9 protein-coding genes and 4 pseudogenes are annotated in these 18,223 nt (G+C 42.9%); all 13 read right to left on the bottom strand.

The genetic code is table 11. The features are described 5' to 3' along the window. Positions 1–81 precede the first annotated feature (81 nt). Positions 82–2,413: pseudogene (locus P4S61_RS06550) on the bottom strand (fatty acid cis/trans isomerase). A gap of 4 nt (positions 2,414–2,417) precedes the next feature. Further along, positions 2,418–2,780 (bottom strand): hypothetical protein, encoded by a 363-nt coding sequence (locus P4S61_RS06555; RefSeq protein WP_337117984.1) that lies wholly within the window; start codon positions 2,778–2,780, stop codon positions 2,418–2,420. Between the two features lie 127 nt (positions 2,781–2,907). Next, positions 2,908–3,572: pseudogene (locus P4S61_RS06560) on the bottom strand (SDR family oxidoreductase). A 103-nt stretch (positions 3,573–3,675) separates the two neighbouring features. Beyond that, positions 3,676–4,481, bottom strand: a pseudogene (locus P4S61_RS06565) (VOC family protein). A gap of 273 nt (positions 4,482–4,754) precedes the next feature. Then, complete coding sequence (locus tag P4S61_RS06570; RefSeq protein ID WP_182740407.1) at positions 4,755–5,465, bottom strand: hypothetical protein; 711 nt, start codon at positions 5,463–5,465, stop codon at positions 4,755–4,757. A gap of 120 nt (positions 5,466–5,585) precedes the next feature. Continuing rightward, positions 5,586–7,378, bottom strand: a pseudogene (locus P4S61_RS06575) (alkaline phosphatase). 11 nt (positions 7,379–7,389) lie between these two features. Further along, positions 7,390–8,979 (bottom strand): alkaline phosphatase, encoded by a 1,590-nt coding sequence (locus P4S61_RS06580; protein WP_337117985.1) that lies wholly within the window; start codon positions 8,977–8,979, stop codon positions 7,390–7,392. A gap of 143 nt (positions 8,980–9,122) precedes the next feature. Then, positions 9,123–9,314, bottom strand: a complete 192-nt coding sequence (locus tag P4S61_RS06585) for a hypothetical protein (RefSeq protein ID WP_337117986.1) — start codon at positions 9,312–9,314, stop codon at positions 9,123–9,125. Positions 9,315–9,504: 190 nt separating this feature from the next. Beyond that, positions 9,505–10,689: an elongation factor Tu gene (gene tuf, locus P4S61_RS06590; protein WP_337117987.1), complete on the bottom strand. Its 1,185-nt coding sequence runs from the start codon at positions 10,687–10,689 to the stop codon at positions 9,505–9,507. 63 nt (positions 10,690–10,752) lie between these two features. Continuing rightward, positions 10,753–12,867 carry an elongation factor G gene (gene fusA, locus P4S61_RS06595; RefSeq protein WP_145238305.1) on the bottom strand — a complete coding sequence of 705 codons (2,115 nt, stop codon included), beginning with the start codon at positions 12,865–12,867 and terminating at the stop codon, positions 10,753–10,755. Between the two features lie 27 nt (positions 12,868–12,894). Then, the gene (gene rpsG / locus P4S61_RS06600; protein ID WP_054206871.1) at positions 12,895–13,365 is read right to left on the bottom strand and encodes a 30S ribosomal protein S7; all 471 of its coding nucleotides are present in this window, start codon (positions 13,363–13,365) and stop codon (positions 12,895–12,897) included. A gap of 97 nt (positions 13,366–13,462) precedes the next feature. After that, positions 13,463–13,837 (bottom strand): 30S ribosomal protein S12, encoded by a 375-nt coding sequence (gene rpsL / locus P4S61_RS06605; RefSeq protein ID WP_002958885.1) that lies wholly within the window; start codon positions 13,835–13,837, stop codon positions 13,463–13,465. Positions 13,838–14,031: 194 nt separating this feature from the next. Continuing rightward, the gene (gene rpoC, locus P4S61_RS06610) at positions 14,032–18,207 is read right to left on the bottom strand and encodes a DNA-directed RNA polymerase subunit beta' (protein ID WP_145238302.1); all 4,176 of its coding nucleotides are present in this window, start codon (positions 18,205–18,207) and stop codon (positions 14,032–14,034) included. Between the last annotated feature and the right edge of the window lie 16 nt (positions 18,208–18,223).

Here is an 18,223-nt window from a genome sequence, read left to right on the forward strand (position 1 = left end):
AAAGCGACACTTTAAGCAATGATATTAATGAAAAAAATAAACCCCGCTTAAATGCGGGGTTTATTAATTTTGCTTTTATAATTAACGGTTTTCTAAACGATTATAATCAAACAAACCGTACTCCACACCACGGTATTGCTTGGCAACTTTGTGCAAAATATCACTGTATTGCCAAAATTGCGGATGTGTTCGGCGAATTGCAAACTGACTCTTTAATGCTCTGTAATCGGCTTCTATTTGCATCAATGGTAGTTGCTCGGCAAATGATGCAAGTTGTTGTGGATTATTCAGATACCAAATTGTTTCAGGGTAATCACCAATGAAACCAGGCACAATGGTGACGGTATCTTCTGCATAAGCGCGCTGCCCTTCCTCGTTCAATAAACTAGAAATATTATAATGGGCATTGTGATGGATCATGGTATACGCTTGATGCTCTGCAGCACCGTCTTTCACTAATATAAACGAGATTTGCGGCAGTAAATTAATTGCTTTTGCAGGCATATTATTTAACTGCTGTAACGGCTCTGGTACTTGTGTGTAATCAAAGCGCGGACTTAACACCGGTTTTAGCGTTTGTTTAATTAAGCCATATAACTCGTGTTGTTGATCCTGTGTTTTGTAGTCAATACCAGTTGGCTGACTAAACTCATCACCACTTTCAAAGAAATTAGTTAAACTCGGTGGTGCTTTACGATACCAGTTTGCTTTTAACTCTTTACGCTGAGGTTTAGGTAACAGTGCTAAAAAGTTTTGCTCGCCTTCTAGGCGCAAAAAATCCATGTATAAGCGAGTGATTAACTGATGGCCAACATTACCGTAGACATCAAACCCGCAACTAGTAAATAATGTATCCGCTCAAACAGTGCGTAATCTAATACCCACATGGTTTTTGGCTCTTGGCCAATAAAACCTTTAACCACAGTCGCACTATCAAAATGGCGGAAAATAGTCAGAGCAGCATTATCATTCACCTCGTCACCACGCCATAATAGGTCGGTGGTTAGGTTTTCACCATTTTTGAACATGCTATTTGCCAACGTTGCCTTGGCTTTAAGGTAAGTATTCTGACGTTTGGCGTATTTGACCCAGCTAGATATAGGTAAAGCGTTGCTTTCTTCAGCCGCAGGCAATGCCAAGGCATCTTCATGTTGTAGCAGCATTTCACCCACTTCTGGCGTTGCCGCTTTAGCAGGATCAGCAAATGCCACCCAAAAATGATCATTAATAACATTTAATGCGATTTGACCACGACATACAGGTCCTTTAATAAAGCCCATAATAATTAATTCAGCTTCATCTAGCATGAATTGATATTTAGATTTAACCGGCATGGCGGCAAACACTTTAAATGGGTTGGATGCTATTTCTGGCAAGTAACTTGGCATGCTGTCAACGTGATAATCTGGCGCAATAAACTGGCTGTACAAGCGCGCTAATTTACTGTCATTCAGTGCCAGTGGTAAATGCGTTTTTGCCAAAATAGTCGAACGGTCATGCATTAAGCGATAATACACACGTTCCACTTTAGGATCATCGTAAGGGCGGCGGGTATTTATTAACTCAATGTCCTGCCCTGGTGGTGTACTCGAACGCACCAATTTAAAAAGCTTTTTTCATCATCTTGAGCAAAATAAATATGCGCTAAATACCAATGTTCAAACACATAACGTGCTGTTAATTGATACTTTAAACCGTCTTGATTTAAAAAGCTCTCCCAGCGTTGTGCTTGAGCTAAAGCAGCTGTGCTTGGCGGTTTAATATGCGCCATTTTACCGCCCTCTTTAAGCCACTTTTCAAGGTGCTTAAATTCAGTACGCGAAATGCCAGGTAATCCATATGGCATCCCGGAATGAGGTTGGCTGTTGGCAAGGCTGTCAAATTCTCCTATAGTGGCGCAGCTTTGCGAGCGATCTAAAGAAAAATCAAACTCATCATCTAAGATCTCATCATTTGGTAGCGGTGAGCTCATTTTTAACACTAAACTGTTGTACAACACGCTACCGGCAAGATTTGCTTGCTCTGTTTGCGCTCGTTCATTCAATACTGGGGTAAAGTCTTTATCACGCCACTGGCTAGTATTCGTTGCATCAAAAAGTAAGCGGCTGGGAGTCGATGCTAATAAACGAGTACCATTGTAAACACGTTCCTTACTTAGGCCGCGGTCAATTCCTTCTGGAGATGAAAGTTTCAGTTGGCATGGTGCATCATAGCAGCCATGACAAACCACACAACGACTCTCGAGCACAGGTTGTACATGCTGTAAGAACTCAGCACCGCTACCTGAGTTATGTTCAACCATACGCTGCTGTGTTTGCTCTGGCCCGAATAGCTCATTGTAATGAGCGGCACCTAAATAAGCGCAGCCACTGAGCACAACAATTAGTGCACTCAGCAAAAAAGACTTTCTCATCGAATTATTCGTCCTCATCGCCCAAGTCAAACGTCGGCATCATATCCATTTGTGGGGACACAAATGTTTGCTCTGATTGGGTATCGAGTACTGCGCTCAATAATGGTCCACGCGTTAAAGTTAGCTGTGCTTGATGTGCATTGCTTGCTAAGTCTGCAAACGCCAGGTTATGGGCTTCTACAATATAATCTGAAATAGTAATAGCAATGCTGCTATCCGGGGCTGGATTTTGACAAAGCTGGATCAGTAAGTCGTCATCTAAAAGTACGCTTATTGAGAGATCAGGGGTCGATAAATCTCGCTCATTTAAGGTCTCATCAAAAAGAAATAACGGAAGTGTTAAACTACTATCTTGCTCTAATTCCATGTGCTGCTCTCAAATACTAAAATCGTTAATATGACAGCATTATAGCAAAAATTAATTAAATTTAGCTAAACTGACTGCTGATTTACAGCCTGTTTAGCTATTAAAGATAACCTACATTAAATATTATTTACCAAGGTAGGGTTTCACCATTTGAATGCCAAAACCACCACTATTGCTTAGGTTTAGTTCATCAATACGTTGTGCTAAAAGCTCTGCAGATAATTCAGGCGAAATGTCTCCGGCATAATTAACCATTTGTGTTTGCACAAAGCCCGGATGAAATAAACCAACCGCAATTTTTTTGCTTTTTAGCTCATGAGCTAAACTGACTGATGCCACGTTAAGTGCAGCCTTTGACATACGATAACCAATATAACCACCTGAGTCATTATCAGCAATCGACCCTAAGCGACTGCTGATCATGGCAACTTTAGCGTCAATACCTAAGCAGTGTATTAACGCATGGGTAACTCGAATTGGTGCTACAGCATTGATGGCTATCTGTTGATTAATGGTATCAAAATCCATCTCTGCCATACTTTCATTATGGAAAATACCGGCATTGTTAATAAGCAGATCTATCTTATGCCCATGTAACTGGTTTTCAAGTGTTTCGATATCTGCTGCATTGGCAACATCGATATTGCTGATCACTGTCACATCTAATTCTTTAAGTTCATCGCTTGGAGTACGCACCACGGCCGTAACCTGGTAACCCTTTGCTAAATATTGCTGACATAAATTAAGGCCGATGCCACGATTAGCGCCTGTAATTACCACATGCTTTGTCATACTTTTACTCCCATTCTATATACACTCTATAACTGAGAGCTTGGGGCAAACAAAAATAAAAAAAGCACCTAAGTGCTTTTTTAGTTAATTAAATTAAGCATAACTAGTTACATTTCACATCATTCATAGCGGAGGTCATAATTGAAAACACTGCGCCTTGTGGATCGGTGATCACACTAAAGCGGCCCACCTCGGGAATATCGGTTGGTGCCACACACACTTCACCGCCAAGTTGCTGAGCCGTTGCGACATAGTTATCACAATCATCGACAGCAAAATAAATCATCCAGTGAGCAGGAATTTCTGCAGGCCATTCATCGGTCATTTCAATCATCCCTGCAACGGGTTGGTCAGCAACAGTGAATAATGTGTAGCTCATTCCTTGCATAGGTTTTTCAACGCTCTGCCAACCCAATAACTGGCAATAAAACTCACGGCTTGCAGCACTGTTGCGGGTTGCCAGTTCATGCCAATAGGGAGTATTAAGTTCACCTAAACGTTTGCAACCTTTATGTTGATTACCTTGCCATAAGGCAAATAATGCACCACCAGGCTCATTTAGCAACACCATGCGACCCGCGTCCATTACATCATGAGGACCGGCGATAATATCAGCACCTAATTGTTTGGCTTTTTCAGCTACTTCATCAATATTATCTACTGCAATATAGGCTAACCAATGACTTGATGTCGCTGCGTTTTTTTGTTCGTTCGGCATTTGATACATGGCAGCAATATCATCACCTTGCTTTTGTAACATAGTGTAATAAAGACCATCACCAATGGGTTGATCATCAGCCCCCAAGCAAATAACTCAGTGTAAAAAGCTTTGCCGCTTTTCCAGTTAGATGTACATAACTCTGACCAACAGAAAACCCCGTGGGGGTGATTACTTTGTGTGTCACTCACGATTCAATCTCCTTAAATAGTACATCTACTAAAGTTAAAAGAGGAAAGCCATTTTAGCCAATTTTATTTGTATCGTAAGGTGATCTTTATAGCAAAACAAACAACGAATGATTTGAACCTGGCCTAAATACAGCTGCGATAGTGTAATATCACTTATTACGGTTAAACGAATCGATACTTTTGCGGGCACTGGCCACATGCTAATTTATAAAGCTGAAATTTGGCCTTTTAACATCCAAATCGAGACTTTAAAAGAGCATTCACCGGCCCTTTTTAGTGGCTGTGCCCACCACCAAGCGCTTTACCATTAGCATCATAAAAGCCCGACGCACCATGCTCGATAAATCCTAAGTTAATCATTTTGGCTAAAAATGGGTCGCCTTCGTTATCACCGATATCCGCATAGTCAGTCGTTTGATAAGCATCCCATAGGGCAAATTGCTGCTGTATCGGAGCTTTTTTAAAGTCCACAGTGCCCAACGTTAATGTTTGAGTAAGTTGCGGTTTACCAATACTCATTGCGCTTACCAGCTTTTGATTTACCAACCATGCAAGCTCAATCGTAGTATCACCTTGCACTAATTGATAATGCTGTATTTTCTCGCAGCCATCACCTTGCTCATCGGTTAAAGTCATCTTGGCAATAAAATCATCACTAACTAATTGGTATTTAGTACTCCAATCTTGCTGACCTTGCACCTCTGAAGGTTGATATTCAATACCACGCTGCGGTGTTTGAAAGTAACGAATTGGCCGAATTTGCTGATTACTCAACTGTTGCCACACTTCAACTAATTCAAGGCCTTGCTCTGCAACCTGATGGGGTGTTCGCCATAATGTAAACTGTTGAGATTCAGCCACAGCTTTGCCCGCAACTTGCTTACTAACCTGATAGCTTGCTTGCACATATTGACTGTCCAACGCGCACTGCGTGGCACTGGCCAATGGACTTATTAACGCTAAAGATAGGATAATTTTTTTCACTGGATTCTCTTTTCGATTTAATACCGTGAGTCACTGTAATGTGTTTATTTTGCAGATTAATGACAAAGAGCAACTCAGTTTTGAGTTGCTCTTTAGTTAAGCGTATTACATGACAATTACTTAATTTGTAACTTTAGCATCCGCTTGTTTTACTAAGTCAGCTGCATAATCCATCACGTGAAAAATAAAGCTCTGCTCGTTAGTACCTGTTACCAAATGCGCACCAGGGCCAATTGCATAAACACCAACATCTTCACCCGCATGAGTTTCAGATGACAGCGGCACAAGTGCTTCTTGGTGGAAACCTGGACTTTGCGTATCCACATCGGTTAAATCAACACGACCGGTTACTGGGGCAAAGTCGTAACCTACTTCAGCATCCGTTTCCTGACCTAAATCTCTAAAGCCGCCACCATTAGCATAACCTACGGTGGTGTATGGCATATTATCGGCAGCAAGTGTTGGCTCGGTTTCACCCACGGCAACCACTTTACCTAAAATTGGATTACCGCGTTTTGGGTAGCCTGCGATAGTAAATACATGGCTGTGATCGGCAGTGACAATAATCAGCGTATCTTCAATGCTGGTTTTATCAAGCGCCACTTGCACCGCTTTTGATAACTCAATGGTATCGCTTAAAGCGTTATAGGCATTGCCCGCATGGTGAGCATGGTCAATTCGTCCAGCTTCAACCGTTAAGAAAAAGCCTTTCTCGTTGTTATCCAATACATCCAGTGCTTTTGCTGTCATCTCTGATAACGATGGTTCACCCGCAATATCATTGCCACGGTCAGCTTCGTATTGCATGTGAGATTCATTAAACAAGCCAAAAATTTGTTTAGTGTTAGTCACATCAATCGCATTAAAACCTGCTTGATCCATTACGTATTGACCATTTGGATACTGAGCTTGCCATTCAGCAGTTAAATCACGGCCATCAGTACGATCGCCTTCTACCGAGCTTACTGCATCAGCTGAATTATATGCTGCGTCTTTTGGTAAGAAATGACGACGACCGCCACCCATTACCACTTCAAGACCATCAACATCGATCCCAGCAAAACGCGCTTCTAAGTTCTTTTCAAAGTTAACCAGTTGCGATGCAATATCTTCACAATTAGCCGCTTCCGACTCAGGCATATCTGAAACATCTTCCCAATTGCGGTTTGCCGCTTTTGCATACGTTGCAGCTGGTGTGGCATGGGTAATACGTGCCGTTGAAATAAGTCCCGTTGATTTACCTGCAATTTCCGCAAGCTCTAATGACGTTACTAATTCATGGCCTTTACCTGACAAACAATTACCATTAACCACTGCTTCATCAATACCAATAACACCGACATCAGTTTTTACGCCTGATGCCATTGCTGTCATCGCTTACCTGCAGAATCAGGTGTTTGTGCATCAACATTATAAGTTTTAGCAAACCCTGAAAACGGTAGTGTTTCAAAGCTTAACTGATGTTCTTCACCCATTTTGCCCTGTAACTGACCCGCTAAAATACGCGCAGCTGTTACTGTTGAAACCCCCATACCGTCGCCAACAAACAAAATGACGTTTTTCGCTTTGCCAGACTCTTTAACAATATTAGCAATATTATCTTGGCTACTAGCTAATTTAGTGTGTGCTTCTTTATACCAAGTATTGGTAGTAAGCGGCGCTAACTGTTGTGGATTCAATGAAGTTTCAGCATCGTTACACACTACAGTGGTTGTAGTTACTTCATCTGCATCAAGCTCACCATTTTGATTGCTGTCGTCACCTGTTAGGGTTTCAATGCCACCATTGATACATTGCTCAGAGCCAACTGCAAGCGTATTTTTAACCGTCAGTGACTCAATTTTATCGTCATCATCAGAGCAACCCGCTAACGCAACAACCACAGCAAGAGATATTAAGTTAAGTTTTTTCATTGTAATCACCATTATTCTTCTATTAGTTCGAGCGCTTGACTGATAATGTGGAAAATAACATTTTGCTCCACAACGCCTTGTGCCAACTGTGCCCCAGGGCCCTTAGCATGCAATGAAATATCTTCACCTGCATGAGTTTCCGAGCTAAGTGGGACTGCTGCTTCTTGATGAAAGCCCGGTGTTAAGGTATCAACACCACTTAATTCAACACGCCCAGCAACTGCTGCGGCTAAATATGAAGCGTCTGCATCTGTTTCATCACCTAAATCTCTAAAGCCCAAGCCATTTGCGTAACCGACTGTGGTATAAGGCATACCGTCAGCTGCAAGGGTTGGAGTATCGCGACCTACTGCTACAACTTGACCCAAAATTGGGTTACCGCGTTTTGGATAGCCAGCAATGGTAAATACATGGCTGTGATCCGCAGTGACTAAAATAAGTGTTTCATTTGGATCGGTATTTTCTACTGCTGCTTTTACCGCATTGGCCAATTCAATTGTGTCATTTAATGCGTTGTAAGCATTACCGGCATGGTGGGCGTGATCGATACGACCCGATTCAACCGTTAGGAAAAACCCTTTTTCATTATTCTTTAAGATATCAATCGCTTTAGTCGTCATTTGCGTTAATGAAGGCTCACCTGCAATATCATTACTGCGATCCGCTTCATATTGCATATGCGATTCATTAAATAATCCAAATACGCGTTTGGTATCGCCATTTATTGCGTCAAAGCCGGCCTGATCAGTAATGTATTTACCATCGCTATACATTTGCTGCCATTGCGCTGTTAAATCACGTTCATCAGTACGATCACCTTCGACTGCACTCATAGCATCATTAGAGTTAAATGCAGCATCTTTTGGTAAGAAATGACGACGACCGCCACCCATCACCACTTCTAGACCATCAACATCAACACCCGCAAAGCGCGCTTCTAGATTTTTTTCGAAATTAACTAATTGCGACGCAATATCTTCACAACCTGCAGTGACTGCATCTGCAGGCATGTCGGAAATGTCTTCCCAATTACGATCAGCTGATTTTGCATACGTTGCAGCTGGCGTTGCGTGGGTGATCCGTGCAGTAGAAATAATACCTGTGGCTAGGCCTTTAATTTCTGCAAGCTCTGTAGCTGTAATTAATTCATTACCTGCTACAGTTGCACATTTGCCACGTTCAATGTCTTCGTTAACACCAATAACACCAACATCCGTTTTAACACCTGAGATAATAGCCGTCATGGTGCCTGCTGAATCCGGTGTTTGCGCATCGACGTTATACGTTTTTATTTGTGCCGAATACGGAAATTCTTCAAAGCTCAAAAAGCCCTCTTCTCCTAAAGCGCCTTGTTTTTGGCCTGCAAGGATACGTGCTGCGGTGAGGGTTGATATACCCATGCCATCACCAACAAATAGAATTACGTTCTTTGCTTTAGTGGCTGGTGTTGCATTAGCCATCGTTTCTTTAGAGGTTAATTTAGCCTGTGCAGCGCTATACCAATCACTTTTCATTTGGTTATCAGGTAACACACCTGCATTAGCACCCGCTGACAACGCCAGTGTTAAACCAATTGCAGTCGCAATTTTATTAATTTTCATTTTTAAGTTCCATTGATACGATTTGGTCAAGAATGTCTGTAGTAATGAGAGCATCATATTAGGTAGGTTTTGTTACTTAAAAAGTGACTTTATGTTACATAAAAATTAAAAGTTACATTATTTTTGTTTGTTATATCATAACGTTACAATGGTTCAGCGGTAAGCGGTAAGCGGTAAGCGGTAAGCGGTAAGCGGTAAGCGGTAAGCGGTAAGCGGTAAGCGGTAAGCGGTAAGCGGTAAGCGGTAAGCGGTAAGCGGTAAGCGGTAAGCGGTAAGCGGTAAGCGGTAAGCGGTAAGCGGTAAGCGGTAAGCGGTAAAAATCTAGATCTCCTCAACTTAAATAGCAAGAAAATTTAATATATTTACTTTCTGTTATAAACGCGGTGGCAAGCCACTCGCCTACAAGTACATATTAACGCCGAGCAGCTTAAAACTTTCCGCTTAGAGCTTACAGCTCAAATCGTAGGCATTAAAAAAGGCCACCGAAGTGACCTTTTTTCTAACAATTAACTTAAAAGTTAATTATTACTCTACGATAGTTGCTACTACACCAGCACCTACAGTACGGCCACCTTCGCGGATTGCGAAACGTAGACCTTCATCCATTGCGATTGGAGAGATTAACTTTACAGTCATCTTAACGTTATCGCCAGGCATTACCATTTCTACGCCATCTGGTAACTGTACGTCACCAGTTACGTCAGTTGTACGGAAGTAGAACTGTGGACGGTAACCTTTGAAGAATGGAGTATGACGACCACCTTCATCTTTAGAAAGTACGTATACTTCTGAAGTGAATGTTGTATGTGGGTTGATTGAACCAGGCTTAGCTAGTACTTGACCACGTTCAACGTCTTCACGTTTAGTACCACGTAGAAGTGCACCAATGTTCTCACCAGCACGACCTTCGTCAAGTAGTTTACGGAACATTTCAACACCAGTACAAGTAGATTTAGTTGTATCATGGATACCAACAATTTCTACTTCGTCATTAATGCGGATGATACCAGCTTCAACACGACCAGTTACAACAGTACCACGACCTTGGATTGAGAAAACATCTTCGATAGGCATGATGAATGGCTTATCGATGTCACGCTCTGGCTCTGGGATGTAAGAATCAAGTGCGTCTGCAAGCTCAATGATCTTGTCTTCCCACTCTTTCTCGCCTTCTAACGCTTTAAGCGCAGAACCAGCGATTAGTGGTAAGTCATCACCTGGGAAATCGTACTCAGAAAGAAGTTCACGAACTTCCATTTCTACTAGTTCAAGTAGCTCTTCGTCATCAACCATGTCACATTTGTTCATGAATACGATGATGTAAGGAACGCCAACTTGACGAGAAAGAAGGATGTGCTCACGCGTTTGTGGCATAGGGCCATCAGTCGCAGCAACAACAAGGATAGCGCCGTCCATTTGAGCAGCACCAGTGATCATGTTTTTAACATAATCGGCGTGTCCAGGACAATCTACGTGTGCGTAGTGACGAGTAGGCGTATCGTATTCAACGTGTGAAGTTGAGATTGTGATACCGCGCTCGCGCTCTTCTGGAGCGTTATCGATTGATGCGAAATCTTTAGCAACACCGCCGTATACTTTTGCAAGTACGTTAGTGATTGCTGCAGTTAGGGTAGTTTTACCGTGGTCAACGTGGCCGATTGTACCTACGTTTACATGCGGTTTTACGCGTTCAAACTTTGCTTTTGCCATCTTAAAAAATTCCTATAAAGAAATTAAAGGTTCAGTCCACTGTGGACCAAACCGAGCTAAAAATTACTTAACAGCGCGAGCTGTAATTATTGTGTCCGCAACATGTTTCGAGGCTTCAGCGTACTTCAAAAACTCCATAGAGTATGAGGCACGGCCTTGTGTTGCAGATCGTAGATCAGTAGCATAACCAAACATTTCAGAAAGCGGAACCTGGGCGTTAATTAATTTAAGTCCACCTAGCGCATCTTCCATGCCTTCGATCATGCCGCGGCGACGGTTTAAGTCACCAACTACATCACCCATGTTTGCTTCAGGAGTGAGTACTTCAACCTTCATCATTGGCTCTAATAGTACAGGGTCTGCTTGTAGCGCACCTTGTTTCATTGCCAGTGAACCCGCTATTTTAAATGCCATTTCATTCGAATCTACATCATGGAATGAACCATCATATAAAGTCGCTTTCACACCAAGTAATGGGTAGCCTGCCAGCACACCTTGAGACATTTGCTCTTGGATGCCTTTGTCTACCGCAGGGATGTATTCTTTTGGAACGGAGCCACCTACGGTTTCGTTAACGAACTCGTAAATTGGGGCTTCATCATCCGAAATATCCATCGGTTCAAGTTTAAGCCAGACATGACCATATTGACCACGTCCACCTGATTGACGTATGAATTTACCCTCAACTTTAACAGTTGAACGAATAGCTTCACGGTAAGAAACCTGCGGCTTACCAACGTTACATTCAACACTGAATTCACGTTTCATACGGTCGACAATGATATCAAGGTGAAGTTCACCCATACCAGAAATAATAGTCTGGCCTGATTCTTCGTCAGTTTGTACGCGAAAAGACGGATCTTCTGCCGCTAGTTTACCTAGCGCGATACCCATCTTATCTTGGTCAGCGATTGTGCGAGGCTCAACCGCAACAGAGATAACTGGTTCAGGGAATTCCATACGCTCAAGCGTAATAATAGAATTCGGATCACACAGTGTTTCACCTGTTGTTACGTCTTTGAGACCAATAGCCGCCGCAATATCACCTGCGTAGACTTCTTTGATCTCTTCACGTGAGTTTGAATGCATCTGAACGATACGGCCAAGACGCTCACGCTTACATTTTACTGGGTTGTATACCGCGTCACCCTGTTTAACAGTACCAGAGTAAACACGGAAGAAAGTTAAAGTACCAACGAACGGGTCTGTTGCAATCTTAAAAGCAAGTGCAGCAAACGGTGCGTTGTCATTAGCTGGACGTTCTTCCTCAGTACCATCTTCAAGGATACCTTGAATTTGTTTCACTTGTGTTGGTGCAGGCATATATTCAATAACGCCATCAAGCACAGCTTGAACGCCTTTATTTTTAAATGCACTACCACATGTGACTGGGACGATTTCGTTAGCCAATGTACGCTGACGCAAAGCATTTTTAATTTCTGCTTCGCTCAGGTCTTCACCTTCCAAATACTTATCCATTAGTTCTTCAGATGCTTCAGCGGCGCTTTCAACTAAGTTTGAGCGCCATTCTTCAGCTAAATCTTGAAGTTCTGCCGGTATTGCCTCATAGGTGAAAGTCATTCCCTGGTCTTCATCATTCCAGTTAATCATTTTCATTTTTATGAGGTCAATAACACCTTTAAAGTCGTCTTCAGCGCCTACTGGTAGCTGAATTGGAACAGGCGTTGCTCCAAGACGAGATTTCACCTGGCCAACAACCGTTAAGAAGTCAGCGCCCGTGCGATCCATTTTATTTACGAAGATCATTCTCGGAACTTCGTATTTGTTCGCTTGACGCCAAACTGTCTCAGTTTGCGGCTGTACACCAGATGAAGCACAAAGCACAACTACCGCACCATCAAGTACACGTAAAGAACGTTCTACTTCAATAGTGAAATCCACGTGCCCTGGAGTATCAATTATATTGATACGATGAGCGTCAAATTGCGCGTCCATCCCTTTCCAGAAACACGTTGTTGCAGCAGAAGTGATTGTGATACCACGCTCTTGTTCCTGCTCCATCCAGTCCATAGTTGCGGCGCCATCATGTACTTCACCGATCTTATGAGAAAGACCTGTGTAGAACAGAACACGTTCTGTTGTGGTGGTTTTGCCTGCATCTACGTGAGCAACAATACCGATATTGCGGTAGCGCTCAAGTGGAGTTGTACGTGCCATAAAATCCTCTTAAAGGTTAAGGACAGATTACCAACGGTAATGTGCGAATGCTTTATTCGCTTCAGCCATACGGTGAACGTCTTCACGTTTCTTAACCGCAGTGCCTTTGTTGTCAGAAGCGTCAACAAGTTCTTGAGCTAAACGTAAGCCCATAGATTTCTCGCCACGCTTACGTGCAGCGTCTACTAACCAACGCATACCTAATGCGTTGCGACGTACTGGACGTACTTCTACTGGTACTTGATACGTTGAACCACCAACACGGCGAGATTTAACCTCAACCTGTGGACGGATGTTTTCAAGTGCAGTTTCAAAGATTTCAAGGTGCGATTTGCCTGATTTCTCAGCAGCCACATCTAGCGCACCGTAAACGATTTTTTCAGCAGTAGATTTCTTGCCGTCTAACATTACGATGTTAACGAATTTTGCAAGAAGTTCCGATCCGAACTTAGGATCTGGAAGAATTTTACGTTGACCTATTACGCGTCTTCTAGGCATTTTGTATCTCCGGTTTATTCAGGTTTGCTCTTTCGAGTCAATCACCCAAAACAATAATTAAAAATATTTAGTGCTTGGCCTTACTAACGGAATACAATTAGCCTTTAGGGCGTTTTGCACCGTATTTAGAACGAGCTTGACGACGGTCGCTAACGCCTGCACAGTCAAGTGCACCACGAACAGTGTGAAAACGCACACCTGGTAAATCTTTAACACGACCACCACGGATTAGGATTACACTATGCTCTTGAAGGTTATGACCTTCACCACCAATGTATGAAGTTACTTCGAAACCGTTAGTTAAACGTACACGAGCTACTTTACGTAACGCCGAGTTTGGTTTCTTAGGTGTAGTTGTATATACGCGAGTACATACACCGCGCTTTTGCGGACACGCTTTAAGCGCAGCTGAGTTACTTTTCGTAACCTTGCTACGACGTGGCTTACGCACTAGCTGGTTAATAGTTGCCATTTAAATAGCTCCTGAAATTAAAATTACTACTGAAAAAATAAAAAAATCCGCCCTTTATTTACAAGCTCGTACCAAACGTGCAGGTAAATGGGTGGCGGAATTTTAATGAGCAAAGATTGAGCTGTCAACCTAAACCGTTAGCAAGGCAGTAGATAACTGCCTTGCAAAAACCTAATCTATTGATTAAGTTAGATTTATTGATTTCCAGATAAATCCGCGTTTAAAGCATCAGTTAGCGCTTGAGTTGCCTCTTCTGCACTTACTGTTTGCTCTTCAACTACAACTTTGCTCTGCTTACGACGAGCCATACGTTCTTGATGATACGCAAAACCGGTACCGGCTGGGATCAAACGACCCACAATTACGTTTTCTTTCAGACCGCGAAGTTCATCGCTCTTACCATTTACAGCGGCTTCAGTTAGGACACGAGTTGTCTCCTGGAACGAGGCTGCCGAGATGAAAGATTCTGTGGCTAGTGATGCTTTAGTGATACCCATTAATTGGATTTCATATTTAGCAGGTAACTTGCCTTGAGCTTCTAAGTCGCGGTTTGCGATATTAACGCGTGCCACTTCTATTTGCTCACCGGCTAAGAATTCACTATGGCCGCCGTCAAGGATCGTACACTTACGGATCATTTGACGGATAATTGTTTCAATGTGCTTGTCATTGATCTTAACGCCTTGCAAACGGTAAACCTCTTGCACTTCGTTAACGATATAGTTAGCAACATGAGTCACACCACGTAGGCGTAAGATGTCATGTGGTGATTCAGGACCATCGGCGATAACTTCACCTTTAGACACTTGCTCACCCTCAAACACGTTAAGTTGACGCCACTTAGGGATCATTTCTTCGTAATGATCGCCTTCTGCTGGAGTAATAACTAAACGCTTCTTACCTTTAGTCTCTTTACCGAAGCTAATCGTACCGGTGATCTCAGCTAAGATAGCTGGCTCTTTCGGTTTACGCGCTTCAAATAAGTCGGCTACGCGTGGTAGACCACCCGTGATATCACGAGTTTTCGAACCTTCCTGCGGAATACGTGCTAACACGTCACCTGGGTTTGCCGTTACACCGTCTGTTACTTCAATCGTAGTGTATGAAGGAAGACGAGTTTCTTGCAGACCGCGCTCTTCACTTTCGATGATAAGCTTCGGCTCTTTCGCATTTATCTTAGCAAGATCTTTAACAACTACACGGGTTAAACCAGTTAGTTCATCAGTCTGTGCTTCAGTGTTTGAGTCATCGATATCGCTGAACGATACTTTTGACTTATGCTCAAGAACGATTGGGTGACTATGCGGGTCCCAAGTAGCAACGATGTCATTACCTTGAACTTCCGTATTGTCTTGTACTGTTAATACCGCACCGTAAGGTACTTTATAACGCTCTTTCTCACGACCATGGCTATCGATGATAGTGATTTCAGTAGAACGAGAGGTAATAACAATCTTACCGTCAGTGTTTAATACATATTTTGCGTTATGAAGCTTCAATGTACCGTTAGTTTTAACTTGTACATTGTTTTCAGCAGACGCTCTTGATGCTGCACCACCGATGTGGAAAGTACGCATCGTAAGCTGTGTACCCGGCTCACCGATTGATTGTGCCGCGATAACACCTACTGATTCACCCGCGTTGATGATATGACCACGTGCAAGGTCACGACCGTAACACTTAGCACATACACCAAAGTCGTTATCACAGGTGATAACTGAACGTACGCGAACTTCATCTACTGAGTGCTCTTCTAAAAGATCACACAGTTTTTCGTCAAGCATGATATTACGCTCTACTAGTACTGTATTAGTACCAGGGATCACAATATCTTCAGCAACAACACGACCAAGTACACGTTCGCGAAGTGCTTCTACAACGTCACCACCTTCAATAAGCGGTTTCATTGTTAAGCCATCTTCTGTGCCACAATCGTCTTCGTTGATTACCAAATCTTGTGCAACGTCTACTAGACGACGCGTTAGGTAACCCGAGTTCGCTGTTTTCAGTGCTGTATCGGCAAGACCTTTACGCGCACCATGCGTTGAGATGAAGTACTGAAGTACGTTTAGACCTTCACGGAAGTTAGCGGTGATTGGCGTCTCGATGATTGAACCATCTGGACGTGCCATTAGACCACGCATACCTGCTAGCTGACGGATCTGAGCGGCACTACCACGAGCACCAGAGTCGGCCATCATAAACACTGAGTTAAATGACGGTTGCTCTTCTTCTTCACCTTGGGCATTGATAACCGTGTCTTTTGACAAGTTGGCCATCATTTCACGTGATAAGTTTTCATTTACACGTGACCAGATATCGATAACTTTATTGTACTTTTCACCAGCCGTTACAAGACCTGATTGGAATTGTTGGTTGATTTCAGTTACTTCAGCTTCAGCTGCTTCGATAATTGATGCTTTGATCGGTGGGATAACTAAGTCATCGATACCGATTGAAACACCTGACTTCATTGCGTAGTGGAAACCGGTATACATAACTTGGTCAGCAAAGATAACTGTATCTTTAAGACCAAGACGACGGTAACACTCGTTTAATAAGCCAGAAATTTGTTTCTTACCTAGGGCCTGATTGATTGACGAAAACGGCATGCCTTTTGGTAAAATAAGAGACAAAATTGCACGACCAACAGTTGTATCGATAACAGTTACAGTGTCTTCTACTACACCATTTTCGTTTTTAACTGATTCGCTAATACGTACTTTCACGCGAGCGTGAAGGTCGGCATTACCGCTGCGGTATGCTTTTTCTGCTTCTTTAGGATCTTTTAAGATCGCGCCTTCGCCTTTCGCGTTGATGCGGTCACGGGTCATATAATATAGACCCAATACAACGTCCTGTGATGGAACGATGATTGGCTCACCATTCGCAGGAGATAGGATGTTGTTTGTTGACATCATCAATGCACGAGCTTCAAGCTGCGCTTCAATCGTTAGCGGTACGTGTACCGCCATTTGGTCACCATCGAAGTCGGCGTTGTAGGCCGCACATACTAATGGATGCAAATGGATTGCTTTACCTTCGATAAGCACAGGTTCAAACGCTTGGATACCCAAACGGTGAAGTGTTGGTGCACGGTTAAGTAATACTGGATGTTCACGAATTACTTCGTCTAATACATCCCATACTTCCGGAACTTCACGCTCTACCATTTTCTTAGCAGCTTTGATTGTCGTAGCCATGCCGCGACGCTCTAATTTGCCATAGATAAATGGTTTGAATAGCTCAAGTGCCATCTTCTTAGGAAGACCACATTGGTGAAGCTTAAGTGTAGGACCAACTGTGATTACAGAACGGCCTGAATAATCTACACGCTTACCAAGTAAGTTCTGACGGAAACGACCTTGCTTACCCTTGATCATATCAGCAAGAGATTTAAGCGGACGCTTGTTAGAACCTGTAATTGCACGACCACGACGACCGTTATCAAGTAGCGCATCAACCGCTTCTTGTAACATACGTTTTTCGTTGCGTACGATAATATCCGGTGCAGCTAAATCTAGTAGACGTTTAAGACGGTTATTACGGTTAATAACACGACGGTAAAGGTCATTTAGATCAGAAGTCGCAAAACGGCCACCATCAAGTGGTACTAATGGACGTAGATCAGGTGGCAATACTGGAAGTACTGTCATGATCATCCACTCAGGGTTATTACCTGATTGGTGGAACGATTCCATTAATTTAAGACGTTTAGTGATCTTCTTACGCTTAGTTTCAGAGTTAATTGTTGGTAACTCTTCACGCATTTCAGCAATTAATTGCGCAAGATCGAGTTCACGAAGCAAGTCTAATACTGCTTCAGCACCCATCTTCGCTTCAAACTCATCACCGTGCTCTTCTAGTGCATCTAGGTATTCTTCTTCACCTAATAGCTGACTACGCTCAAGCGTCGTCATGCCAGGCTCAGTTACTACGAATGATTCGAAGTAAAGAACACGTTCAATATCACGAAGCGTCATATCAAGCATTAAGCCGATACGTGACGGTAATGATTTTAAAAACCATATATGTGCAACTGGGCTCGCAAGGTCGATGTGACCCATACGATCGCGACGCACTTTAGTGAGTGTTACTTCAACGCCACACTTTTCACAGATCACACCACGGTGTTTAAGACGCTTATATTTACCACATAAGCATTCATAATCTTTCACTGGACCGAAAATACGGGCACAGAATAAGCCATCGCGCTCAGGCTTGAAAGTACGGTAGTTAATAGTCTCAGGTTTCTTTACTTCACCGTATGACCATGAACGAACCATGTCTGGTGAAGCAAGACCAATGCGAATTGCATCGAATTCTTCGGTCTTATTTTGTTGCTTCAGAAACTTAAGTAAGTCTTTCACCTTAGCTCTCCTGTCG

Origin of the sequence: Pseudoalteromonas sp. B160 (assembly GCF_037162485.1) — a bacterium.
Lineage (GTDB): Bacteria > Pseudomonadota > Gammaproteobacteria > Enterobacterales > Alteromonadaceae > Pseudoalteromonas > Pseudoalteromonas rhizosphaerae.